Origin of the sequence: Acinetobacter sp. YH12058, from assembly GCF_013419805.1 — a bacterium.
Classification (GTDB): Bacteria; Pseudomonadota; Gammaproteobacteria; order Pseudomonadales; family Moraxellaceae; genus Acinetobacter; species Acinetobacter towneri.
In genome coordinates this window covers 1-24,866 of the sequence record NZ_VOZL01000024.1, presented here as the reverse complement: position 1 = coordinate 24,866, position 24,866 = coordinate 1, and the positions used below count along the sequence as shown (strand labels likewise).

Annotated in this window: 20 protein-coding genes and 2 pseudogenes; 14 read left to right on the top strand and 8 right to left on the bottom strand. The window is 42.4% G+C overall.

Annotation, left to right across the window (positions count from 1 at the left end):
* Nucleotides 1-2: 2 nt before the first annotated feature.
* Entirely contained in the window at nucleotides 3-2,093 is a 2,091-nt protein-coding gene (gene mrdA, locus FTU09_RS11905; RefSeq protein WP_180080405.1) for a penicillin-binding protein 2, read from the bottom strand.
* A gap of 254 nt (nucleotides 2,094-2,347) precedes the next feature.
* On the opposite strand from mrdA, the gene FTU09_RS11900 reads away from it, so the two are divergent.
* The 4 genes from FTU09_RS11900 to FTU09_RS11885 all read left to right on the top strand — a co-directional run bounded on the left by FTU09_RS11900 (nucleotide 2,348) and on the right by FTU09_RS11885 (nucleotide 5,319).
* Complete coding sequence (locus FTU09_RS11900; protein WP_004970721.1) at nucleotides 2,348-2,866, top strand: hypothetical protein; 519 nt, start codon at nucleotides 2,348-2,350, stop codon at nucleotides 2,864-2,866.
* Between the two features lie 63 nt (nucleotides 2,867-2,929).
* Nucleotides 2,930-4,246, top strand: a complete 1,317-nt coding sequence (locus tag FTU09_RS11895; protein ID WP_167846149.1) for a hypothetical protein — start codon at nucleotides 2,930-2,932, stop codon at nucleotides 4,244-4,246.
* Nucleotides 4,247-4,327: 81 nt separating this feature from the next.
* Nucleotides 4,328-4,987, top strand: a complete 660-nt coding sequence (adk, locus tag FTU09_RS11890) for an adenylate kinase (RefSeq protein ID WP_004970717.1) — start codon at nucleotides 4,328-4,330, stop codon at nucleotides 4,985-4,987.
* A 107-nt stretch (nucleotides 4,988-5,094) separates the two neighbouring features.
* Nucleotides 5,095-5,319 carry a hypothetical protein gene (locus tag FTU09_RS11885; protein WP_225543532.1) on the top strand — a complete coding sequence of 75 codons (225 nt, stop codon included), beginning with the start codon at nucleotides 5,095-5,097 and terminating at the stop codon, nucleotides 5,317-5,319.
* 328 nt (nucleotides 5,320-5,647) lie between these two features.
* On the opposite strand, the gene nth is transcribed toward FTU09_RS11885, so the two are convergent.
* Both nth and FTU09_RS11875 read right to left on the bottom strand, forming a co-directional pair.
* Nucleotides 5,648-6,337 carry an endonuclease III gene (nth, locus tag FTU09_RS11880; protein ID WP_131260868.1) on the bottom strand — a complete coding sequence of 230 codons (690 nt, stop codon included), beginning with the start codon at nucleotides 6,335-6,337 and terminating at the stop codon, nucleotides 5,648-5,650.
* Nucleotides 6,338-6,429: 92 nt separating this feature from the next.
* On the bottom strand, nucleotides 6,430-7,224 hold the full coding sequence (locus FTU09_RS11875) for an RnfABCDGE type electron transport complex subunit B (protein ID WP_004970712.1): 795 nt from the start codon (nucleotides 7,222-7,224) through the stop codon (nucleotides 6,430-6,432).
* Between the two features lie 357 nt (nucleotides 7,225-7,581).
* Between FTU09_RS11875 and gdhA the strand changes: the two genes are divergently transcribed.
* Complete coding sequence (gdhA, locus tag FTU09_RS11870) at nucleotides 7,582-8,925, top strand: NADP-specific glutamate dehydrogenase (protein ID WP_004970711.1); 1,344 nt, start codon at nucleotides 7,582-7,584, stop codon at nucleotides 8,923-8,925.
* 71 nt (nucleotides 8,926-8,996) lie between these two features.
* Here the strand turns inward: gdhA and FTU09_RS11865 are convergent, their stop codons facing one another.
* From FTU09_RS11865 to rlmH, 3 genes are all read right to left on the bottom strand, one after another.
* Nucleotides 8,997-9,779 (bottom strand): META and DUF4377 domain-containing protein, encoded by a 783-nt coding sequence (locus FTU09_RS11865; RefSeq protein ID WP_180080403.1) that lies wholly within the window; start codon nucleotides 9,777-9,779, stop codon nucleotides 8,997-8,999.
* 139 nt (nucleotides 9,780-9,918) lie between these two features.
* Complete coding sequence (locus FTU09_RS11860; RefSeq protein ID WP_096901485.1) at nucleotides 9,919-10,695, bottom strand: dioxygenase; 777 nt, start codon at nucleotides 10,693-10,695, stop codon at nucleotides 9,919-9,921.
* A 150-nt stretch (nucleotides 10,696-10,845) separates the two neighbouring features.
* Nucleotides 10,846-11,328 carry a 23S rRNA (pseudouridine(1915)-N(3))-methyltransferase RlmH gene (rlmH, locus tag FTU09_RS11855; protein ID WP_180062145.1) on the bottom strand — a complete coding sequence of 161 codons (483 nt, stop codon included), beginning with the start codon at nucleotides 11,326-11,328 and terminating at the stop codon, nucleotides 10,846-10,848.
* 157 nt (nucleotides 11,329-11,485) lie between these two features.
* On the opposite strand from rlmH, the gene FTU09_RS11850 reads away from it, so the two are divergent.
* Complete coding sequence (locus FTU09_RS11850; RefSeq protein WP_373685378.1) at nucleotides 11,486-12,451, top strand: M28 family peptidase; 966 nt, start codon at nucleotides 11,486-11,488, stop codon at nucleotides 12,449-12,451.
* Nucleotides 12,452-12,805: 354 nt separating this feature from the next.
* On the opposite strand, the gene lon is transcribed toward FTU09_RS11850, so the two are convergent.
* Nucleotides 12,806-15,232, bottom strand: coding sequence for an endopeptidase La (gene lon, locus FTU09_RS11845; RefSeq protein ID WP_131260796.1), 2,427 nt, complete (start codon nucleotides 15,230-15,232; stop codon nucleotides 12,806-12,808).
* A 147-nt stretch (nucleotides 15,233-15,379) separates the two neighbouring features.
* On the bottom strand, nucleotides 15,380-15,976 hold the full coding sequence (locus tag FTU09_RS11840) for a 5-formyltetrahydrofolate cyclo-ligase (RefSeq protein WP_026438444.1): 597 nt from the start codon (nucleotides 15,974-15,976) through the stop codon (nucleotides 15,380-15,382).
* Nucleotides 15,977-16,327: 351 nt separating this feature from the next.
* Here FTU09_RS11840 and FTU09_RS11835 point away from each other — a divergent pair, with 351 nt between their 5' ends.
* The 8 genes and pseudogenes from FTU09_RS11835 to FTU09_RS13920 form a co-directional block, all read left to right on the top strand.
* The gene (locus tag FTU09_RS11835; protein WP_096902747.1) at nucleotides 16,328-17,578 is read left to right on the top strand and encodes a YncE family protein; all 1,251 of its coding nucleotides are present in this window, start codon (nucleotides 16,328-16,330) and stop codon (nucleotides 17,576-17,578) included.
* Between the two features lie 97 nt (nucleotides 17,579-17,675).
* A complete protein-coding gene (locus FTU09_RS11830) occupies nucleotides 17,676-18,173 on the top strand; it encodes a hypothetical protein (protein ID WP_004970693.1) in 498 nt (165 codons plus the stop codon).
* A gap of 518 nt (nucleotides 18,174-18,691) precedes the next feature.
* Nucleotides 18,692-20,362 carry an L-lactate permease gene (gene lldP, locus FTU09_RS11825; protein ID WP_179988566.1) on the top strand — a complete coding sequence of 557 codons (1,671 nt, stop codon included), beginning with the start codon at nucleotides 18,692-18,694 and terminating at the stop codon, nucleotides 20,360-20,362.
* Between the two features lie 24 nt (nucleotides 20,363-20,386).
* A complete protein-coding gene (lldR, locus tag FTU09_RS11820; RefSeq protein ID WP_004970689.1) occupies nucleotides 20,387-21,136 on the top strand; it encodes a transcriptional regulator LldR in 750 nt (249 codons plus the stop codon).
* Nucleotides 21,133-22,287: an FMN-dependent L-lactate dehydrogenase LldD gene (gene lldD / locus FTU09_RS11815; protein ID WP_016659249.1), complete on the top strand. Its 1,155-nt coding sequence runs from the start codon at nucleotides 21,133-21,135 to the stop codon at nucleotides 22,285-22,287. The genes lldR and lldD overlap by 4 nt, the downstream gene beginning before the upstream one ends.
* Before the next feature lie 90 nt (nucleotides 22,288-22,377).
* Nucleotides 22,378-24,093, top strand: coding sequence for a D-lactate dehydrogenase (gene dld, locus FTU09_RS11810; RefSeq protein WP_035311162.1), 1,716 nt, complete (start codon nucleotides 22,378-22,380; stop codon nucleotides 24,091-24,093).
* A 48-nt stretch (nucleotides 24,094-24,141) separates the two neighbouring features.
* Nucleotides 24,142-24,735, top strand: a pseudogene (locus FTU09_RS11805) (LysR family transcriptional regulator); the annotation flags it as partial.
* A 65-nt stretch (nucleotides 24,736-24,800) separates the two neighbouring features.
* Nucleotides 24,801-24,866 (top strand): annotated as a pseudogene (locus FTU09_RS13920) (helix-turn-helix domain-containing protein); the annotation flags it as partial.

Genomic DNA, 24,866 nt, shown 5'->3' with positions numbered 1-24,866 from the left:
GCTTAGTCGCTCTCAATTGGGTTAGTGGGTACAACTGCTGTTGGCGCAGTTACAGGTGGATTGGTTGGAGCTGAACTCGGAGTAGTTTGCGAAGGATTTGGGTTGAGCGCAGGGTGATTGGTTGCTGTATTCGGATTATTCACGTTATTCGTATTTGGTGCAGTAGATGAAGGGACTTCACCACTTGGCAATTCACTTGGTTTTAAACCTGCAGTCATTAAGCCACCACTCACTTGTGCGGCAGATGGACGAATTGGCTTTTTATTTTTATTCAGTAACCAATAGTCTAAAATTGGACGCGCCAAAGCCGTTGCTGCAGAACCACCGCGACCATTTTCTAGAATGATGGCAATTGCGATTTCAGGGTTTTCGGCAGGAGCGAAGCCAACAAATAAACCGTGGTCAAGCTGACGGTCGGTCAATAAGGCTTCGTTATAGCGTTTACCTTGCGCAATACTTTTAACCTGTGCTGTACCTGTTTTACCTGCAACTGAATATTGCAAGCCGCCTTTAATCCCTTTACCTGTACCTGATTGAATCACATCAACCATGGCATCACGCATTTTAATCCAGTCTTCTTCTGTGCCGTTAAAGTCAATTTTTCCGTTGGTACCATTGTGAACTTTAAATGGTTTCGCGCCACGACTTTCACGTAACACGTGCGGTGTGACTTTAAATCCTTTGTTGGCGGTGATGGCGGTGGCCATTGCTAATTGCAATGGTGTCGAGGTAAATGCACCCTGACCAATACTGACGGAAATTGTTTCACCTTTCATCCATTTGGCTTTGCGCGTACGCATTTTCCAGTCCGGGTTTGGGTAGAGTCCTGTGCTTTCACTTGGTAAATCGACCCCAGTTTTTTCACTAAAGCCAAATTGACGCATCCAGTCGTTCATTTTTTCAATGCCCATGCGATACGACAATACATAGAAGTAGGTATCACACGACACGACTTGAGCTTTGTGCATATCGACAATGCCATGCCCAGTTTTTTTATGGTCACGGAAACGGTGGCTGTCGCCTGGTAAAGTGAAATAACCATAATCCTGAATGGCGGTTTTCCAGTCGACATAGCCATAATGAATACCGCCTAAACCAAACATCGGCTTAATGGTAGAACCCGGTGGATAAACACCTTGTACTGCACGGTTATAGAGTGGTTGATCTAAATTATCGCGTAAGGCAGAGTAGTCGGTATGGCTAATACCTGTGACAAATAAGTTAGGGTTAAAACTCGGACTGGAGACTAAAGCTAAAATTTCACCTGTACGTGGGTCAAGTGCCACAATTGCACCACGGCGTTCTGCCAGTTGTTCAGAGGCGACCACTTGCAAGCCATAATCCAATGACAAAAACAAATCATTGCCACGTACAGGGTCTTTACGTCCTAAATTGCGCAGCACATTACCATGTGCATCGGCTTCTACAGATTCGTTGCCGGGTACGCCATGTAGCAAGTGCTCATACGATTTCTCCACCCCAATTTTGCCAATCAAGTTGGTGCCTGCATAAGCATCTTTGTCAATTTCTTTCAGTTCTTTGTCGTTAATGCGCCCGACATAACCAATCACGTGCGCAAATAAGTCACCATGCGGATAGTAACGTGTCATCTGGGTTTCAATATTGACCCCAGGGAATTGAAATTTAACTTCACTAAAACGGGCAATATCCGATTCATTTAAATTCAGCTTGATCGATACACGTTCAGTTTTACGTGAAGTTTTAATCCGACTTTTAAAGCGATCGATATCTTCTTCTGTCAGTTGTAAAACAGGTGTCAGTCGCGCAATGGTATCGTCAATATCTTCAACATCTGCACGGCTTAAAGTGGCTGAGAACACAGGGTAGTTATCTGCCAATAACACACCATTGCGGTCATAAATATAACCACGTGCAGGTGCGAGTGGTTGTAGCCGAATTCGGTTTTTATCTGATGCAGTCGCAAATTCATCGTAGCCGCTAATTTGTAAAAAGGCATAACGAGCCACCAACAGCAGCAAGAAAAAAACCACAACACCCACCGAAAAAAAGATGCGATTGCGAAAAATACGCTTCTCTTGCTGAGCATTTTTTAACGGATAGTGTTGTTTCATACAAAAATTGGCTTAACAAAAATGAGGGAGAACGAATTTGGACTATTCTAACGCATCTATTGGCAATTTTGAGTAACCATGTTTGACTGAATTGCCCGATTTAACCTAGAAGATGGGCGCAATCTTAATTTTTGACTTTAGCGACATCAAAATTGTAATTTGCTGTATATAAGAATCCTGACAATTCTGCTAGAGTCAAAACACGAAAACAGGACTGTTTTTAAAATTAAAACAAATGGACACTGGTGACAATAATGACAAAAGTCTATTCTTTCGTGGCATTACTTGCCTTTTCAAGTTTTAGCTTTGCTGGGAACACTACTTTTTTACCTGAAGCAAAAATTAGCGCAGATAGCGCAAAAACCTGGAATGTAGGGGCGGGTATTACCCAAAAATTACTGCATTTGAATGGTGAATGGGTCAATCCTTATGGCATTGCCTATCTAAAAGCGGGGGCTTTTTTAAATGGTGACCATGAAGTCGGTGGGCAAACAGGTTTTCGTTACCCATACCACCTCACAGGTAAAGACAAAAATGGTTATTATATTGGCGCTTACGCAGGACACCTAGAATCTAAATGGGTGGATGGTGAAGAAAAAGCGCGTTTAGGTGCAGGCATTGATCTGGCTTATGTATTACTGAGCCCTGAACGCATCAGTAGCTTTAGTGTTGGCATTGGCGCAGGTGAAAAATTGGAAGATCGACAAGGGCGAGTGATTGCGGAAACTGAGCCTAGACTACAATTTTCCTATACGCTCAGTATGGGTTTGTAGTCAGAATAGTGACTTTTAACTACTTTAGAATCTTGTAATTAGAACTAAATATGGAAAAAATGCATGCTTGAGTACGTCAATCAGTTGTGGCAAACCTTTTTGAATCGTCCAGATTTTTGGGCCGTGCTCAGTATTATTCCTGTGACTGCTTTTGTGACTTGGGCGCACGTGTGGATGGCACTAAAAATGGTGTTCTATCCAATTAGCTTTTGGGGCTTTCACCTTGGGCCTATTCCTGTGGGATGGCAGGGGATTGTACCGCGTAAAGCAGGGCGTATTTCAGGCATCATTACCGATAACACATTGTCAAAATTAGGTTCATTGCGTGAGTTTCTCAATGCTATGGACCCTGACGATATGGCGCGTATTATTGGTGAGCAAGTGGGTTTTGAACTTGAGCACTTAATTGATGAGGTCATGTTAGACCGCAATGCTGTGCTTTGGGAAAACCTACCGTATTCGATTAAACGCCGTATTTACGCACAGGCGCATAAACAATTGCCAGGTGTGCTGCGTGAATTGGTGACTGAACTGACCTTGAATGTTGAATCCTTGGTGGATATGCGTGAAATGGTGGTCAGCCAAATGGAAGGTGATCGCCGCTTAATGGTACGTATGTTCCTAAAAGTCGGTCAAAAAGAAATTAACTTTATTTGGCATATCAGTGCATTGATTGGGATGTTCTTTGGTATTTTCCAAATGATTGTTTGGTTTCTTGTACCATGGCACTGGACGGTTCCATTTTGGGCGGCAATTTGGGGCTTCTTGACCAACTGGATTGCGATTTGGATGGTATTTAACCCAGTCGAACCACATTACGTGAAATATCCGCAGTTCTTTAAATTGACTGAAAATCGTCAATTTCCATGGATTAAGCCAGTGATTCCACGCATTGGGACTTATAATATTCAGGGTGCGTTCATGAAACGCCAAGAAGAAGTCTCGGATGTGTTTGCAACGGTAGTCACAGAAGATCTGATTACGTTAAAATCGATTATGACTGAAATGATGTATGGCAGTAAAAAAGACAAAACCCGCCGTATTGTCAAACGCCACATCAACGAAATTATGGAAACACCATTGGTTCGTACCTCTTTACAGTTGTCTTTGGGGCCAAAAGAGTATGCCAAACTCAAGACTGACTTGATTGATCGTTCGATTGAAATTACGATGGTGCCTGTATGCGACCCTGCCTTTAATGCGAGCCGTGCACAGAAAATTTATCAAATGTTCAGAGATCGTATTCGTGAACTGACGCCAAAAGAATTCCAGAATCTCTTGCGTCCTGCCTTTCAGGAAGATGAGTGGATTTTAATTGTCTTGGGTGGTGTAACTGGTTTTATTGCTGGTTTAATACATTTGTTTGTCGCTTTCTTATAAGAGGATGCTGGCTGCGTAAAGGGCGATGGCTCTGATATGCAACGAGTGTCAAATACATTGTTAAAATGAGGATGTTTTTTTATGCGCATTATCTTACTCGGACCACCTGGAGCAGGTAAAGGTACACAAGCTCAGTTGATCTGTAAGCGCTACAATATCCCACAAATTTCAACCGGTGATATGCTCCGTGCTGCAATTCGTGAAGGTACTGAATTAGGTCTACAAGCCAAAAGCGTCATGGACGGTGGCGGTTTGGTATCTGATGAACTAATCATTGGCTTAGTGAAAGAGCGTATTGCGCAGCCAGATTGCGTGAATGGTTGTATTTTTGATGGTTTCCCTCGCACCATTCCACAAGCTGAAGCTTTGGAAAGCGAGGGCATCAATATCGACCACGTGATTGAAATTGATGTTGCAGACGAAGAAATCGTACAGCGTTTGTCTGGTCGTCGTCAGCACCCTGCATCTGGTCGTATTTATCACCTTGTTTACAACCCACCAAAAGTGGAAGGTAAAGATGACGAAACTGGCGAAGATTTGGTTCAACGTCCAGATGACCAAGAAGAAACTATTCGTAAACGTTTAAAAGCGTATCACTCAGAAACTGAGCAATTGGTTGGCTTCTATCAAGGTCGTGCTGCTTCTGGTGAAAATGCACCAAGCTATAACAAATTGAATGGTCTTCGTCCAATTGAAGAAGTTCAAGCAGATTTGTTTGCTATTTTAGACCAAGCAAAATAAGTCTAGGTCTTAGACCAAGTCTGTTTAAAAGAAAATAAAATCGTTTAAACAGGCTGCTTGTTTTGACTTTAAAAGAGTCCTGATTCATATTAGGGCTCTTTTTATTTGTGTCAGTTTGGGAGAGTGCTTTGCAACATGCTGCTGTGATCATCATGTTATTGGCAAGTATTGCCGTTTTAGGCTTTCTTGTTTTTGTGAGCTATAAGTTATTGCGCAACACACAAGCTCAGAATTCGGCTGAAAAAAAATCAGGCAAGCACTATCAATTGCATCCGAAACTTAAACAACAGCAAGAGCAACAACGTCAGTCTGAAGATTCTCAGGATAAATAAACCATCACACATCTGCAAAAGATTGCAATTTTAAATTTGGGCAGTTTTTATAAAACCTTATGAAAAAGAATAAAATTCTATTAATAATTCTTGTGGTTGGTATTATTACTTTAGGTATTGTAATTTTTATAAAATCTCAAGCAGTTACAGAGACAAAAAGATTAGGTAACGGTGAAAATACCAACCATGAAGAAACAAGTTCATCTCTGTACAATCTTGTGCATAGATTGCACAGTTATCCACACTATTTTGGATGATCCACATTGCTTTGATGATCTAGCTTGTCTTCAATAAGTTTAGATCACTTTGCAAAACTCTACCGAAGCACTTACTTAGATACGGGCTCGTGATGAATTTCATGCAGCGTGATATGCCGATGCGCGCCAAATTCAAAGCGATCAGGCCAGTTACACACATCTGACACCACACATTCACCACATTTAGGCTTACGCGCAATACAACAATAACGGCCATGTAAAATCAGCCAGTGATGTGAGTCAATTAAAAACTCTTTAGGAATGACTTTAATTAAACGGTGTTCGACTTCTAAAACATTTTTACCCACAGCTAAACCTGTACGGTTACCTAAGCGGAAAATATGCGTATCGACCGCCATGGTTGGCTGTCCAAACGCGGTATTTAACACTACATTGGCAGTTTTACGTCCCACGCCAGGCAAGGCTTCTAAATCTGCACGATTATCAGGCACGATGCTGCCGTGTTTTTCGATGAGAATTTTGCAGGTTTTAATGACATTTTCTGCTTTGGAATTATACAACCCGATGGTTTTAATATATTCCTTTAAACCTTCCACACCTAAGGCATAAATCGCTTCGGGCGTATTGGCAACAGGAAACAGTTTGTCGGTGGCTTTATTGACGCTGACATCGGTCGCTTGTGCAGATAAGGTCACCGCAATCAGCAATTCAAATGGATTGGAAAAATTCAGTTCAGTGGTCGGATTTGGACGTTGGTCACGTAAGCGCTCAAAAAAAGTCTGAATTTGCTTTTTGGTCATATTTTTAGACGGCTTTTCTTTGAGCGTGGTGCTTTTGGCAGCCGTTGTTTTGACCGCTTTATTGGTCAGACGTGTATTTCTTTCGGGCATGTTTATGCTCCTAATTCACGTAACTGTTGTTGTAAATTGGTTAGTAATAGCCGTTTTTTCTCATCGTCACGCACACTGAGTTGTTTTTCGAGTTTTTTAATTTGTGTGCGTAATTTTGCCAGTTCGATGGTGGTTTGTGCATCGGCAGTGGAAATCTGTTCATTTTTTTGCACAGGCAATTCAATCACAGGCACAGCAGCATCGGCTTGTGCAGAAAATTGAGCAAACAGTTCGGTATCAATTTCTGCACGTACCACAGGGCCTTTACGGTGCAGACGACGTTGTTCTTCACGTTGTATGTGGGCGTAGTAGCGTTGGCGTAAATCATTCTGTTCTGCCACTCGTGCGCTATCAGAAAGCAGGGGTTGTGTATCTTCCACCAAGTCAATGCAATCGACAGGGCAAGGTGGAATACACAATTCACAGCCAGTACATAAATCAGTCAAAATGCTGTGCATGAGTTTGCCTGAGCCTAAAATGGCATCGACAGGGCAGGCATTAATACATTTGGTACAACCAATGCACTCATCTTCACGAATTAGCGCTTTCATACGCTGTGGGCGTCCATCTGCCTGCACAGGCCAAACACTGGCTTCTGCGGTCAATACAGGGCGTTGCAGTAAGTTTGCTAGTGCATCTGCAACAGGTTGTCCACCGGGTACGCATTTATTGGCCGCTTCGCCTTCTGCAATCGCTTTGGCGTAGGGTAAACAGCCATCGCGGTGACCACATAAGCCACATTGAGTTTGAGGGAGTAGCGCATCAATATTTTGAATCAGAGCAATTTGCGAATTCATGGACAAACCAATGCCACTTTAAACAGCAGCAGAAAAACGGAAGATAAGGCTAGGGGGAAATTCTAGGTCGATGATTTTAGCACGATTTTTGCTTTTAGGCTTGTGCGCAAATTAAGAACAACAATTGCTAGCTTTTTGGGCAAAAATGCTCAAAACTATGAATTAATTTGTTACATTAACTTATGGGCTTAACACGCTAAAAAATAAGTTAAATTTATGAAAATACAAATGTTTTAAAGTTTTTTGAAAAAAACTATTGTAGATTGTTAACAAAAGATATTTAATATTTTGCGCCAAAATATATCATTGATTGAAATTTTGACCAATTTTGATCCATTTTCTGCTGAGGATTAAGCGTTGAAATACAACAGCCTTAACGAATTCCTAGATTACGTTAAAACACGTGATGCACATCAACCAGAGTTTCTACAAGCTGTAGAAGAAGTAATGACCAGCCTTTGGCCGTTCATTGAAAAGAACCCTCAATATGCAGCACATGGTTTGCTTGAGCGTTTGGTTGAGCCTGAGCGTGCAATTCAGTTCCGCGTTTCTTGGGTAGATGACCAAGGTCAAACCCACGTAAACCGTGCATTCCGTGTACAGTACAACTCAGCAATTGGTCCATTTAAAGGTGGTATGCGTTTCCACCCATCAGTGAACCTTTCAATTTTAAAATTCTTAGGTTTTGAACAAACCTTTAAAAATGCTTTGACCACATTGCCAATGGGCGGTGGTAAAGGTGGTTCAGACTTTGACCCTAAAGGTAAGTCTGAAGGCGAAATTATGCGTTTCTGCCAAGCCTTAATGATCGAGTTATATCGTCATTTAGGTTCTAACACGGATATTCCTGCGGGTGATATTGGTGTAGGCGGTCGTGAAGTGGGTTACATGGCGGGTATGATGAAGAAGCTCAGCAATGACACTTCATGTGTATTCACAGGTAAAGGCTTGTCTTTCGGTGGTTCTTTGGCGCGTCCAGAAGCTACAGGTTACGGTACTGTGTATTTCGCTGAGGAAATGCTCAAGACTCGTGGCGATTGCTTTAAAGATAAAGTCGTTGCGATTTCTGGTTCAGGCAACGTTGCACAATTTGCTGCAGACAAAGCAATGTACTTGGGTGCGAAAGTAGTTTCACTTTCTGACTCGAATGGTACTGTGTACGTGAAAGAAGGTTTCACGCCAGAATTACTTGCTGAAGTGATGGAACTTAAAAACGTAAAACGTGGTCGTATTTCTGAATTTGCGTCTAAGCACGGTTTTGAATACCTTGAAGGTCAACGTCCTTGGGGTATTAAATGTGATATCGCGCTTCCATGTGCGACTCAAAACGAACTTGATGCGAATGATGCAGCAGCGCTTCTTGCAAACGGCGTAATCTGTGTTGCTGAAGGTGCGAACATGCCTTCTACACTTGAAGCGGTTGAGAAATTCGTTGAAGCGAAAATTCTTTATGCGCCAGGTAAAGCATCTAACGCCGGTGGTGTAGCAACTTCTGGTCTGGAAATGTCTCAAAACGCATTGCGTTTAGGCTGGACTTTCGAAGAAGTTGATGAGCGCTTACACGCAATCATGAAAGAAATTCACCGCAACTGCGTAAAATTCGGTACGAAAGAAGACGGTACCGTGAACTATGTAGACGGCGCAAACATCGCTGGCTTCGTAAAAGTTGCTGATGCAATGCTTTCTCAAGGCGTATTCTAAGTCTGACTGAGTTTAAGCTTGAAAAAAAACCGAGGTGAATGCCTCGGTTTTTTTATATTGCGATTTTATCGTTATAGAGTGCCTTTGACTGCTTCACGCTCTACGGTCATGTCGAATACATAGGCATATTTAGACTGGTCAGCTGCCGGATTTTTAATTTCATAACGTTTTACCCGAATAATCTGACGCTCATTCGATGAATGCTGAAAACCTTCGATCTGATCGTAAAATAAAGTCCAGTCTTTATCGACCTGAGTCTTTAAGCCTTTTTCATCATATTTGATTTCTTTCACCTGTAAGCAGGTTTGCTGAGCTACACCCGTACAGGCTTTAGTCTGTGACGAAACTTCCAGGAAAATGGTTTCTGCCTGACCTTGGTATTTGGTTTCCGGTGTCATTTTTCCGGTAAAGACATATTTTTGACCATCAGCTGCAGTAATACTCAGTTTTGGCTGATTGGTATCATTTAGATCCAGACTAAACGGAATATTACGCTTTTGCAGAAGCTGGCTGATAAAACGTTCCTGTTCCATTAATGGTGCATCACATGCCATCATGGTGCCCATCATGTCACCCGTACTCAGGGTATTATCTTTAACAGTCCAGCTCGTGCCAAGGCCATTACAGCCAGAAGCTACACTTAGTCTGCCTCGTTGATCAAAGCTCAGAACAATCGGGCGTTGCAGCCCACGATCAAGTTCCCAGGTATAAGCGGGCAAAATTTGTGTAGGCGTTTTTAATGTGGTGGATAGAGTAGAAATAGCCGGATCTCCTGAAGTGGCAGGAAGATGTGAAGATTGACATGCAGTTAAAGCCAAAGGGAGCAGGGCAAGCGCAAAAATACTGAATTTCATTGGTTTATATTCTATGTGCTAAAGTTTCAACGTGATTATAATCAAGAGATTAACAAAAAATATGGATACAAATCGTAGCTTTTGCTAACAAAATGTATCCAAATTAAAAAGTCAGATTTTAAATAAGCGGAGCTATCGGTTAGTCAAAACGATAAATATCCATACCGAGTGAACCCATGCTAAAGCTGCTATGTACAATGTTAAATCGATCTCCCGTACCCATTGCAAAAAACAGCGGTGCAAAGTGTTCTAGGGTTGGGTGATTACGTGCTACATGTGGCAATTGTTGCCAATCTAGTACTGCATCATAATTGCGATGACTTAAATGCTGCACCACACGATTACGGAAACTAGATGCCCATTCAGGCACAGCCGCATTGGGTGTATTCCATGATAATTCACGTAAGTTATGGGTGATACTGCCTGAGCCAATCAGTAAAATTTGCTGTTCACGTAATGGCGCTAAACTTTGCCCAATGTGATAAATCTGTTCGGCGCTCATATTCATGGGCAAAGAAATGGTAATCACTGGAATATTGGCATCGGGATACATGTGTAGTAATGGCATCCATACGCCATGATCATGCGGGCGTGTGCTGTTGGCATGGGCAGCAAAGCCCGCATCAGCCAAACGCTGCAAAATATCTTCTGCCAGTTCAGGTAAGCCAGGTGCAGGGTAGCGCAGGGCGTACAAGGCTTCAGGAAAACCACGGAAGTCATGCCATGTTTCAGGGCGAATACCTGTGTTGACCTCCAGTGCATTACTTTCCCAATGCGCCGACATCACCACAATGGCTTGCGGTGTTGGCAAATTTTCACTTAAACGGCTGAGTGCAGGCCCGACCTGTTCAGGATTGAGTGCCAACATGGGCGAACCATGTGAGATAAATAAACCGGGTAATGTCTGTAAGTTCATGCCTAGATCCCTAAAGCCTGCTGTTCTACAGCATCGCAAAAAAGTGTGTATAGCGAAATGTACTTTTGTTCAACGCTATGTTGCAGCTTTGCAACGTCGTTTGAGTTGAAGATATTTTGATAACTCAACGTACAAATTGAATAAGTTGATTTAACCTGCACGATGATAAGGATGGTTGTAGTTGATGCTCATAGCACGGTATAGCTGCTCAATCAGCATCACGCGAACTAAAGGGTGTGGCAAAGTTAGTTTGGATAATGACCAATGCCATGCTGCTGCTTTACGTACTGCTTCAGAGTGACCATCTGGTCCACCAATCGCAAGCACGACATCATTGCCTTCTAGCATCCAGCCTTTCATGGTTTCTGCAAGTTTTTCGGTGCTGAACTCTTTGCCGCCCACTTCCAAGGCAATTAACACCTCATTGTTTTTCATGGCATTTAAAATGCTATCACCTTCAATTTGGCGATATTTTAGAATATCGGCCTCAGAATCATTTTTGCCACGTTTCGCCATTGGCAGTTCGACAATTTGAGTCTGCACAAAAGGCTGAATCCGTTTGAAATAATCTTCAAAACCAGTCAGCACCCAAGCAGGCATTTTTTGTCCAATGGTCAGAATGCGAATTTTCATAGGCGAGTTCATGTAGCGATCAATCAGAATCTCGCATTATAACCATGATTCAACACAAGCGCTGTGTAACGACACAATTTGCAATTGAATTTGCCAACAGGCTGTTGCTTTAATACTCAGCAATCTTATTGGTCTTTTTTGTCTTGGAATTATCAGCATGCGCGCGTTTCAAAGTCAGCAGTTATATTCATGGATATTGGGCGCGGGTATGGGATTGATGACCACTGCTACATTTGCTGTGCCTGAGGCTCAATGGGCAGAACCAAACAATTTGCAAGTCTATATGCAGCAAGTGATTGGGCAGCAGGGTTTGGGTAATTCCGAACAGTATCGTCATTATAAAAATGTGATTGAACTGAATCGGGTTTCGGCATGGATTCGGGAACAAATGCGAGTATTTGGAATTCCGTGTCAATTTCAAAATTATGTGGTCAATCAGCAAAGCTACCGCAATGTGGTGTGCAAATTGAATATCGGTGCTGCGCAAAAAACGATTTTTGGTGCGCATTACGATGTTTATGGGCAGCAGCAGGGGGCAAATGACAACGCTTCTGGCGTGGCAGGTGTAATCGAAACAGCACGAATTTTGGCGCAGGAAAAGAATAAACTTAGTCAAAATGTAGAATTTGTATTTTATACCTTGGCAGAACCACCATTTTTTAAAACTGAGTCGATGGGCAGTTTTGTACATGCCAAATCTGTGCAGGCTGAAAAAGAAAAAATCCGTGCGGTGTATGTGCTGGATATGATTGGTTATTACGACAAAAACTTGGTGCAAAATTACCCAATCGGTTTAAAGTGGATTTACCCAAGTCATGGCAATTTTATTGCGGCATTGAGCAATATGCAGTCACGTGAAATGAGTGCAACCTATTGCAATGCGATGCAGCGTTTGAATCAATTGCAATGTGAGCGCGTGGTGGCACCGACTTTCATCAAGGGTATAGATTTTTCAGATCATTTAAATTATTGGAAATATGATATTCCAGCTATTTTAATTACCGATACGGGCAGTTATCGCAGCTCACTTCGCCACACCACAGGTGATACTTTAAAAACAGTAAATTTTGAAAAAATGGCACATGTCGTGAATGGCTTGGTTGCACAGATTTTATCACCTTGATGATTGATCGCAGCGCATAAAAAACGCAGCCCTGAATTGAAATAGGACTGCGGTTAAAAGGTCATCCACCTGGAGATATGGATGACCAGACCATGAAGCACGCTTCAATCAAAAGCGTCTGATCAATTTATCGGTCTAAATAGACCAAACAAGAAACATACAGCGCGATGTATCTTAAATTTATATATGTGGATGGTTTGCCTATTTTTCAAGGAAATTGAATTAAAAACAGACTATCCATTTTAAAAATAAATAAAAAATTATTCAATTATTTTAAATCCAGAATCTAAATACAACAAAAGAGCACCGAAGTGCTCTTTTGAGATGTTCTATGCTTAAAGCAGAGTAACTTGCTTAATGACGTGCGGCTTTGCCTGCTGCTACTGGCTTCACAATCGGTGCCTTGGTTAAAGGCTTAGGCATACTGGTCAGTGCCAAAGGCAAGATTTCATCAATGCTTTTCACAGCCTTGATTTCCAAACCTTCTTTGACATTGTCTGGAATTTCAGACAAGTCACGCACGTTTTCCTGTGGGATAAATACCAGTTTGATACCACCACGATGTGCCGCAAGAAGTTTCTCTTTCAAGCCACCAATGCGCATTGCACGACCACGTAAGCTGGTTTCGCCTGTCATGGCAATATCAGGACGAATTGGAATATCTGTAAATGCAGATACCAATGCCGTAGTCAATGCCAAACCTGCAGATGGACCATCTTTAGGTGTTGCACCTTCTGGCAAGTGTACGTGTACATCGGTTTCGGCAAATACATTGGCTTCAATGCCTAAACTGTCGGCACGGGTACGCACAACGGTCATCGCGGCTTTGATTGACTCTTGCATCACATCACCCAATGAACCTGTGGTGATGAAATTACCTTTGCCTTTCATGGTTGCCACTTCAATGGTGAGTAATTCACCACCCACTGAAGTCCAAGCCAAGCCATTTACACGACCCACTTCGGCTTCTTCTTCTGCCATACCATAGTCAAATTTGTGTGGACCAAGGTAGTCAGGCAAGTTTTGTGAAGTCACATCTACCTGTAGGTTTTTGGCTTTTTTGCTGACTGCTTCTTTCACCACCTTACGGGCAATTTTTGACACTTCACGTTCCAGACTACGCACACCTGCTTCACGTGTATAGCGCTGCACAATGTCACGAATCGCTTCTTCATGAACCGTCAATTCTTTAGCACGCAAGCCATTATTTTTGATGGCTTTAGGGACAAGATAGCGTTCTGCAATATTCACTTTTTCATCTTCGGTATAACCCGGTAGACGAATTACTTCCATACGATCTAACAGAGCTTCTGGAATATTCATGCTGTTGGCAGTACAAATGAACATCACTTCAGACAAGTCTAAGTCTAGATCTAAATAGTGATCATTAAACTTGTTGTTTTGTGATGGATCAAGTACTTCTAACAAAGCAGATGCAGGGTCGCCACGGTAATCCTGTGCCATTTTGTCAATTTCATCGAGCAAGAACAGTGGGTTCTTCACACCAACTTTAGTCAATGACTGCACAATTTTACCCGGCATCGCACCAATATAGGTACGGCGGTGACCGCGAATTTCCGCTTCATCACGTACGCCGCCTAGCGCCATGCGCACGAACTCACGTCCAGTGGCTTTTGCAACCGATTCACCCAGTGAGGTTTTACCTACACCCGGAGGACCGACTAAGCACAGAATTGGACCTTTGAGTTTTTTCACGCGCGACTGCACAGCAAGGTATTCCACAATACGGTCTTTGACTTCATCTAAACCGTAATGGTCGGCATCTAAAATTTCTTGTGCTTTCGCCAAGTTAATGCTGACTTTGCTGGCTTTGTTCCATGGCGTATCTAAAATTACTTCCAGATAGTTACGTACCACAGCCGCTTCGCTAGATGCAGGTTGCATGGCTTTTAGCTTACGGAACTCAGCTTCTGCTTTTTTGCGGACATGTTCTGGCAAGTCTGCTTCGGCCAGACGTTTTTCAATTTCAGCGACATCATCTTCCGCACCGCCGTTCATATCGGACAGTTCGCGTTGAATGACTTTCATCTTCTCATTCAAGAAGTATTCACGCTGATTTTTTTCCATCTGGCGTTTAACAGAGTCATGCAAGGTTTGCTCAATCTGCTGTTCTTCAGACTGTTGCAATAAATAAGTCATTAACTCGGTCAAGTGAGCTTCAAACTCATCGTGCTCAAGGAATTTTTGTTTGACATCAATATTCAATGGCACACGGGTTGCAACAAAGAACAACAACTGCAATAAATCTTCAATTTTATTGGCAGCAGCAATCAGTTCACGTGCATTGCGTAATTTTGCTTCTGCATATTGCGCAAATAAGGCACGTAATTCTTGCAAACGTGTTGCTTGGGTATTTTCATCCATCGCAACAGTCATTGGGCTCAAGCTGTGTTCTGCAGTCAAATACGCGTCTTCATCAATAATTTTTTCGAGTTTGGCGCGGTATAAGCCTTCAATCAGAACTTTGATACAGTTTTCATCATTTTCGTGATTCACAACTTGCACAATCTTCGCGACAGTACCGTATTGATATAAATTGTCGTGATCAATTTCTTCTGTAAGCGAATCTTTTTGCGCAACTACAAATACTAGATTGTCACTGTTACGAGCCACATCAACTGCATTGATCGATTTTTCACGACCTACAAATAGCGCGATTTGCATGTGTGGATAAACCACCACATCACGTAGCGCTAAAAGCGGTAATACACTTGGAACCTGAGGCTCTAAGGTTTCTTGATTCATAATAATTTCAGACATGGGCACTCCTAATGAGTGACAACGGTGTTGCCATGTTTTTTATAGTGATGGGTATTTTTTAAAATACAAGGGTAGGTCAACACAAATTGTTTAAAAAGTAGCTAAATATGTGATTTTAAATTGATCTATTCAGTCAAAATGATCAATTTAGCGTTTCAAGGTGCGTTTAAACTGTAAAAAATGTTGTGGAGTTAGTAAGGCATCTACAGGTTGATCCCAATTTTCACGTGGCAAGCGTGTATGAATTAGCTGAAAATCATGTGCAATCCCTAAGCGATAAGGATGCTGCGGGGCAGAGGCTAAAGTGCGGTCATAATAACCACCGCCCATTCCAATGCGGGTGCCATGCGTATCGCAAGCCAATAAGGGCATCAAGACTAAATCTAAATGGGAGATGTGTTTTCCGCGACTTGTTCTTGGTTCTTGCATCCCCAAACGATGATGGGCAAAGCGACGCTGACGATATTGTTGTGGGGTGATTTGTACCCACACCAAGTGTTGATTCATATTGCAAATCATGGGCAAATACACTTGTTTGCTATGCGCGAAGCAATATTCAATGATGCGGTGTGTATGAATTTCACCAAAAGCATGTAAATACATACCCACTTTTTTTGCGTACTGAAATTTTGGCAGTCGTATTAGCCGCTGCAAAACAGCTTGCTGTGCGTGTTGCTGTTGGGTGCGCGTGACCGCTCTGCGCTGTTGTCGAAGCTGTTTACGCAAGGTTTTAAGTTCCAACAACTGCATCTCGGCACATCCTTATATTCTTGAGTTTAAATGCTTGAATGGGTATGGGATTACTGTCATTTCATCGACAAAAACAAGCTTTTATCATACTTGGCATTTTAACAGGATGTGATGCTGTATTTCTGTTTATCTGAAAATTGACCTGCTATCGGATAGTCTAGCTCGAACCCTAGACGCAAAATTACAAAAACTCTTATGCTATTGCCCAATCAATGCCACGCCAACAATCTTCAAGATCGCTTCAAGATGGATTAGGCAGGCTTCAGTTAAAAACAACAAATATGTAAAAACACAAGCCAAAACAAAAACAACACTTTCATTTTGCTGTTCAGGGAGAACAAGAACATGAATTATTCCAACAAGGTGTTTAAACATCTACTTCAAGGCGTGCTGGCTTTAGGAAGTTGTGTCAGCGCACAAAGTTATGCAGATTCGACCTATTTACCGCAGCCACCGAATACCCAACAAGTCTTTTTTGTCGGCAATAACTGGGATGGCACAGTGACGGTGATTCACCCTTCACAAGACTTTGGCAAAGTGGGTGTGGTCAATATGATTCCTGACCGCAAAGAGCGTTTATTAGAAATTCATTTAAATCCAGTGAAATTGATTGCCTACACTTACATTCAACAAACTGCAGGTGAGGGCAATGACCAGTTGGTGGATGATATGTATTCCACGCCAGATGGACAGTCGATTGTGGCTTCACGTCCAAGTTTTGCCGATGTGGTATCCATCAACATTAAAACGGGCAAAATTAATTGGCGTACGCCAGTCGAAGGTTTCCGCGCAGACCACATGGCGGTTTCACCAGATGGACAACGTGTTGCTGTGTCGGCATCGTCAGGTAATGTGGTGCATGTTTTAGATATTCATACAGGTAAAGAATTGGGGCGTTTTGCAACAGGGGATAAGCCGCACGAAAATATTTACTTTGCAGGTGGAACGAAAATCTTAAACTCTGCGATTGGTAACGTAGAAACTTCGATGGATGCACAGTGGCAAGATTTTACCAAAGGTAAGCGCTTTATTACCATTGCCGATGCCAACAATTATAAAGTTCTGAAAAAAATTGATTTCCGACCTGCGTTAGATGCCTTTGGACGTAAGGATTTATCCAACTCAGTGCGTCCTATGGTGCTAAGTAAAGATGAAAGCAAACTTTATGCGCAGGTTTCATTTTTTAATGGTTTGGTGGAATACGACTTAAAAACCGATAAAGTCACGCGTATTGGACAATTACCAGGCAGCAGTACAATTCCAAAAGACCGCAGCAAATGGGTAAATGATTCACGTCATCATGGTTTATCCATCAGCGCAGATGGCGAAAAACTCTGTGTGGCAGGCACGATGGATGATTACGCGACCATTGTAGACCGTCAGAGTTTAAAAGCAGGCAAACTGATTCCTGCAGGTAAACCATATTGGGCAACCCGTAGCCCAGATGGAAAAAGCTGTGTGATTTCAGAAAGTGAAACCGATGTGGTAACGGTGATTGACTTTGCTACGGGAGAAAAAGTCCGCAGTGTGCCAGTGGGGAATCACCCACAGCGAGTGCGTTTGGGTTATGCACCAAGCGATTGGTCGACGCCGTAATTTTTAAGCCGATCATAACAGGCAAAGCATGCTAAGGCGCTCAAGACGATATTTGAATTGAGCGCATTTTAGGATGGTTTGCTTATGGAGCATGCACATGAATGGGACTCGATGGCTCGGTATTGGCTTTTTTGTTTTGGCGGTCGCGGTGTTGTTTACCGTGGTGTATGTATTTCAACCACCGAATAAGACTGTTTCGGAAACAGTGTGGGTGAAACCGAACACGGCTTCCACAGAGATAGAAACAACGCAAAGTCTATATTCAGATGAATCTGAAAATGTACTGGAAACAAACGCTATGCTAGAGCGTGCTGCGGTATCTGCAGTTGAAATGCAGCAATTAATCCAGCAACGTGATCAGTTGTATTTAGGCTTTAAGCAAATTAGTACAGGTTTAAGCCAAGGGCAAAAGCCTGATTTAAACCGTGTACAAAGTATGTTGCTACAGCAGGAACAATTGGTACAAGCAGGCGTATTAAGAGCAGAAGATGCAATGAACTATAGCCAGTTTTTAAAGCAAATTTTACCTGAAATTGCAGGGCAAATTGATTTGCATATTTCGCGTTTAAAGCGCCTGAACGTGGTGACAGGTTAAGCCACAGTAAGGTGTGAGTTGCTGTTATAAATACACGATGACGCCATTGTTGCAGTCAATAATGGCGTTATTTTTTTGTCTAAAAAATTCTTTTAATCCACATGTTTTTAAGCCGAATAGCGGCCACTTGAGCTGAATTTATCCATGATTCCTTTGATCAAGCGTTCAATTCATCTTAGAAGAAAGCACACGTATTTTACTGTATTAGACGAAAGTTGTATAAGGCTGTGCCGAATAAATTTGGTTTTTCCTTCCTCTTAAAAACTACAGAAAAAACAAAGTTTAAATTTTTCTTCACCGTATTTTTTATGCTGCGAACAAAGATCATCTTTATTTAAATTGGTATGACCATATGAATAAACAATCCAACCAATATTGACATTTATTTGTATAAAACTATTATTTGTTGCAAATGTTAAGAGTATTTTGATTTTTATCTTAATATTGGTCAGACCAAAATTAGAATTTTATCTATATGCTTAGACCTATGTTTACGTTTGAGTGAGCATTTCAAGGAGATGACAATGCTTCAACATTGGCAACAGATCTACGATCCAATGGCAAATATTTGGATTTCGAGTCTTATTGCATTAATCCCGATTATCTTTTTCTTTCTGGCATTGGCTGTATTTCGCTTAAAAGGAAGTGTTGCGGGAACAATTACGGTTATTTTGGCGTTATTAGTGTCGTTATTTGCCTATGGCATGCCTGCACCAATGGCTTTTGCTTCATTGATCTATGGCTTTTTCTACGGTTTATGGCCAATCGCATGGATTATTATTGGCGCATTATTTTTATATAAAATCTCTGTAAAAACAGGGCAGTTTAACATTATTCGCTCATCTATTCTGTCAATTACAGAAGATCAGCGTCTCCAGATGCTACTAGTGGGCTTCGCGTTTGGCACATTTTTAGAAGGTGCAGCGGGCTTTGGGGCGCCAGTGGCAATTACTGCTGCTTTGTTGGTGGGTTTGGGTTTTAAACCTTTATACGCTGCGGGTTTATGTTTGATTGTGAACACCGCACCTGTTGCGTTTGGCGCAATGGGGATTCCAATTATTGTGGCGGGTCAGGTTTCGGGTGTAGAAACCATGGAAATTAGCCAGATGGTTGGGCGTCAGTTGCCATTTATGGTGCCTATTGTGCTGTTCTGGATTATGGCAATTATGGATGGCTGGCGCGGTGTGAAAGAAACTTGGCCTGCAGTGTTGGTGGGTGGTGGTGCTTTTGCGATTGCACAATACTTGACCTCTAACTTTGTTGGACCTGAGTTACCTGACATTACAGCCGCAATTGCCTCTTTGATTAGTTTAACGGTCTTATTTAAATTCTGGCAGCCAAAACACATTTTCCGTTTTAGCGATGCAGACACCAAAGTGGATGCCAACTTAGTTGCAGAACAACAGCAAAAATACAGCATCGGGCAGATTGTTAAAGCATGGTCACCTTTTGCAGTGTTAACGGTGATGGTCACTATTTGGAGCATCAAGCCGTTTAAAGATTTATTTGCCAAAGATGGCGCAATGCACGACTGGGTAATTTCCATCAAAGTGCCATTTTTACACCAACTGGTGCAAAAGATGCCGCCTGTGGTCGCTGATGTTAAAGACTATGATGCGATCTTTAAGTTCGATTGGCTTAGCGCAACTGGGACTGCGATTATGATTGCGGCCATCATCACCATCATTTATTTAAAAATGAAACCGCGTGAAGCTGTTAAAACTTTTGCTGAAACCATCAACGAGCTAAAAACACCAATTTATTCTATTGGGATGGTGTTGGCGTTTGCATTTATTGCCAATTATTCAGGTATGTCTGCGACTTTGGCACTGGCTTTGTCACACACAGGCAATGCTTTCACATTCTTCTCGCCATTTTTAGGCTGGATTGGGGTGTTCTTGACAGGTTCAGATACTTCAGCCAACGCCTTGTTTGCTGCCTTGCAAGCCACAACCGCACAGCAAATTGGTGTACCAGAAGTTCTGTTGGTTGCTGCCAATACCAGTGGTGGGGTAACAGGCAAAATGATTTCACCGCAATCTATTGCAATTGCCTGTGCGGCTGTTGGTTTAGTCGGTAAAGAATCGGATTTATTCCGCTTTACCGTGAAACACAGTATCACGTTCACCGTAATGATCGGTATTATTATCACTCTACAAGCTTATGTGTTCCCATGGATGATTCCATAACCACATGCACAAGAGGATAGCCGCATGAAAGTTTCCGACAAAGTTGTTCAAGACCTGCGCACACTGGTTGAAAAAAATCAGATGCAAGTCGGAGACCGATTGCCTGCCGAAAGAAAGTTATGTGAACAACTCGGGGTTTCCCGTTCCTCTTTGCGTGAGGCTATTCAGCAATTGACCAGTCAGGGCATGCTGGTCAGCAAAGTTGGAGCGGGTACTTTTTTGCAACAACTGCCTACCAATTGGTCGCAATATCAAATTGTGCAGCCTTTAAGTAACCTGATTGATGAAGATCCTGCTTATCGTTTTGATGTGCAGGAAGCACGAATGGTGCTTGAAGGTGGTACGGCATGGTATGCCGCACAGCGGGCAACTGCTGAGGATTTGAAAAACATCCGTGCCTGTTATGAGCAAATCGCCCATTTTCAAATTTTAGGTGATGACGATCAGGCAGCAATTGCCGATGCCAAGTTTCATTTGGCAATTGCCGAAGCATCGCACAATTTGGTGCTCATTCAAATGATGCGCGGCTTATTTGATTTGTTGCAATACAACGTAGTTTTGGGCAGACGCAAAGTCTATACCGAAGCCCACCGTTTCGATCAGTTGCACGATCAACACTTTCAAGTGATGGATGCAATTGAACGCCAGGATCCAGAAGCTGCCCGTTCGGCAGTGTGTGGACATATTGAATTTGTAGTTCAACAAGTACGCATGATAGACGAGGAAGATGCGCGTCGTCAGCGTGCGAGTCGATTAAACAGGATAGCGCCATGATTATTTCTTCTGCGAATGATTACCGCGAAGCAGCCAAACGCCGTTTACCGCCATTTTTATTTCACTATATTGATGGAGGTGCGTACGCGGAACAAACGCTGAAAAGAAATGTGGAAGACCTTTCACAGATTGCCTTGCGCCAACGTGTTTTGAATGACATGTCGGCTTTGAGTTTAGAAACCACCTTATTTAATGAAACCTTGTCAATGCCTGTGGCTTTGGCACCTGTGGGTTTAACGGGCATGTATGCGCGCCGTGGTGAAGTGCAGGCTGCAGTTGCAGCTGACAAAAAAGGTATTCCGTTTACTTTATCTACCGTGTCGGTGTGCCCAATTGAAGAAGTGGTGCCTGCCATTTCACGCCCAATGTGGTTTCAATTATATGTATTACGTGACCGTGGTTTTATGCGCAATGCCTTGGAACGTGCCAAAGCAGCAGGCTGCTCAACCTTAGTCTTTACGGTAGATATGCCTGTGCCTGGCGCACGTTATCGTGATGCACATTCGGGCATGAGTGGTCCAAATGCTGCTATGCGCCGCTATATGCAGGCAGTGATGCATCCAAACTGGGCATGGGATGTTGGCTTACTAGGTCGTCCGCATGACTTGGGCAATATCTCTAAATACTTAGGCAAACCAACAGGACTTGAAGATTATATTGGCTGGTTAGGCAATAACTTTGACCCATCTATTTCATGGAAAGACTTGGAGTGGATTCGTGAATTCTGGGATGGCCCAATGGTCATTAAAGGCATTTTAGACCCAGAAGATGCTAAGGATGCTGTTCGTTTTGGGGCTGATGGAATTGTGGTGTCCAATCACGGTGGTCGTCAGTTAGATGGTGTGCTCTCGACTGCACGTGCTTTACCGCCAATAGCCGATGCAGTAAAAGGAGATCTAAAAATTCTAGTGGATTCAGGTATTCGTAATGGCCTAGATGTGGTGCGCATGTTGGCGATGGGTGCGGATACTTGTATGCTCGGACGTGCCTTTATTTATGCACTAGGTGCAGCAGGTGGGGCGGGTGTGAGTAATTTACTCGAATTGATTGATAAAGAAATGCGAGTCGCAATGACCTTAACGGGTGCTAAAAACATTCAAGCGATTAACTCAGATTGCTTGGTACAACTTGAGCGTGAACTGAAAGGCTAAACTGCCAACAGGAGCGATCAATCCATCAACCGATGCATTTGGCTGAATCGCTTAATTGTATTTTTCACCTTGTTTCAGGACTTGTACACTATGCCACAGACAATTTCTTCTGCAACACAATTTGATGCTGCAGCAACCCTCAAAAACTTGGTCGATATTGTGGGAAAAGCGCATGTATTGACCCATGAATCAGATACTCGTTTATATCGTCAAGGGCGACGTTTTGGCGAAGGACAGGTTTTTGCGGTGGTCACGCCAGGTTCTTTATTGCAGCAGTGGCAAGTGTTACAAGTGGCTGTGGCAGCAGATTGCATTATTATTATGCAAGCCGCCAATACTGGACTCACGGGTGGTTCTACCCCTTTTGGTGATGACTATGATCGTCCTGTAATTTTGATCAACACCCAACGTTTAAAAGGTATTCAGCTCATCAACGATGCCAAGCAAGTGATTTGCTTGCCTGGTGCAACATTGGATGCTTTGGAACAGCAATTGGCGCCGCATCAGCGTGAGCCACACTCAGTCATTGGTTCATCTTGTATTGGCGCTTCAGTGTTGGGCGGGGTATGTAATAATTCAGGTGGTGCATTGGTCAGACGTGGTCCTGCCTATACTGAGTTGGCCTTATATGCACAAGTCGATGCACTGGGCGAGTTGCAACTCATCAATCATTTGGGGGTGAATTTAGGGAACTCGCCAGAAGAAATTTTAACCAAACTTGAGCAACAACAATATCGCCCTGAAGATATTGAATATTCGGAACATTGTTGTGCTTCAGATCAGCGTTACGTGCATGATGTTGCCCAAGTCGATGCCGATACGCCTGCACGGTTTAATGCCGACCCGAGCCGTTTGTTTGAAGCTTCGGGTTCGGCAGGTAAAGTCTGTGTGTTTGCAGTGCGTTTGGATACATTTGAGAAAATTCCGAGTCAGGTGTTTTATATCGGCAGCAATCAGCAGGATGATTTAACCGCGATTCGCCGTTTTTTATTACGTGATTTGCCGCGTGTACCGATTGCTGGCGAGTATATTCATCGAGATGCCTATGACATTGGTGCAGAATATGGCAAAGACAGCTTCTTGTTTATCGAGAAGTTTGGCACCAGTAAAGTACCTGCAGCTTTTGCCATGAAAGATAAAGTTGATGGTTTTCTAACCCGTTGGGGCATGCGTGGATTGTCGGATAAAGTTTTGCAAATGTTCACGAAACTACTGCCAAATCATTTACCAGAACGCATGAACCAATTTCGTGATTTGTATGAACATCATTTAATTTTGCGCATTGAGCAGCAAGATGTTGCGGCAGTACAGCAGTTTTTAATGGATTATTTTATCACGCGCAATTCCGGCAGTTTTTTTCTATGTAATGAAGATGAAGGCCGCAAGGCTTTTCTGCATCGCTTTGCAGTGGCAGGTGCTGCAATTCGTTATCGTGATACACATCGAAATGAAGTGGAAGACATTGTTGCTTTAGATATTGCGTTAAGACGTAATGATCAGCAATGGGTTGAAACCTTGCCCGAAGAGTTGGAGCAGGCGATTATACATAAGTTGTATTATGGTCATTTTTTATGTCATGTCTTTCATCAGGACTATATTATTAAAAAAGGCGTAGACCCGTTGGCGATGGAACATCAAATGTGGTCATTGCTTGATGCACGTGGGGCAGAGTATCCTGCAGAGCATAATGTTGGGCATTTATATGTGGCGAAGCCTGCCTTAAAGCAGCATTATCAAAAATTGGATCCGACCAATTGTTTTAATGTGGGCATTGGGCATAGCTCTAAATTAAAAGCTTGGCGTTAAATAAGGATGAAAACTGAGCAGTGAAACTGATTCTAAGGAAAGATGGATATGTTTAAGTTAGATAGCAAACTGCTACAGATTTTTTACTATGTATATAAATTAAAAAATGTGTCTGCAGCAGCAGATGCATTGGGCATGAGTCAGCCTGCGGTTAGTAACTGTTTAAATAAAATTCGTCAGCATTTTAATGACCCATTATTTTTAAGGGTTGGCAATGAAATGTTGCCTACAGAGTTGGCGAAACAGATTTTTTCACCGATTAGTGAAATTATTAATAAAATTGAAACGGTCAATAATTTTAAAGTCGATTTTGATCCGACACATTCCGATCAATTATTTACCTTGGCAATGACCGATGTTTCGCATTTGGTTTTATTGCCAAAACTGACCAAGTTTTTAAAAAAATATGCACCTTCAGTGCGGATTAAAATTCGTCCTATTACCCGTGAAACCAGTTATCAAATGGCAAATGGTGAAATTGATTTTGCGATTGGTTTTTTACCTGAGTTAGAGCAGGGTTTTTATCAGCAGCAATTATTTTTACAATATTATGTGGTGATTAGTCGTAAAGATCATCCACGTATTTGTGAAAAAAGTTTAGATGTTGAAGCTTATATTCGTGAATCGCATGTCGATGTAGATACCAGTAAGTTGACAAAAATAACTAATCATGCGAAAAAGTTTTTTTAGTTAACAGATGTTCACACATGCCTCGAATTGTTTCTGTACCACTTAGTTTAGAACAGCGAGAACGACTCATTTTTCTGGCCAAG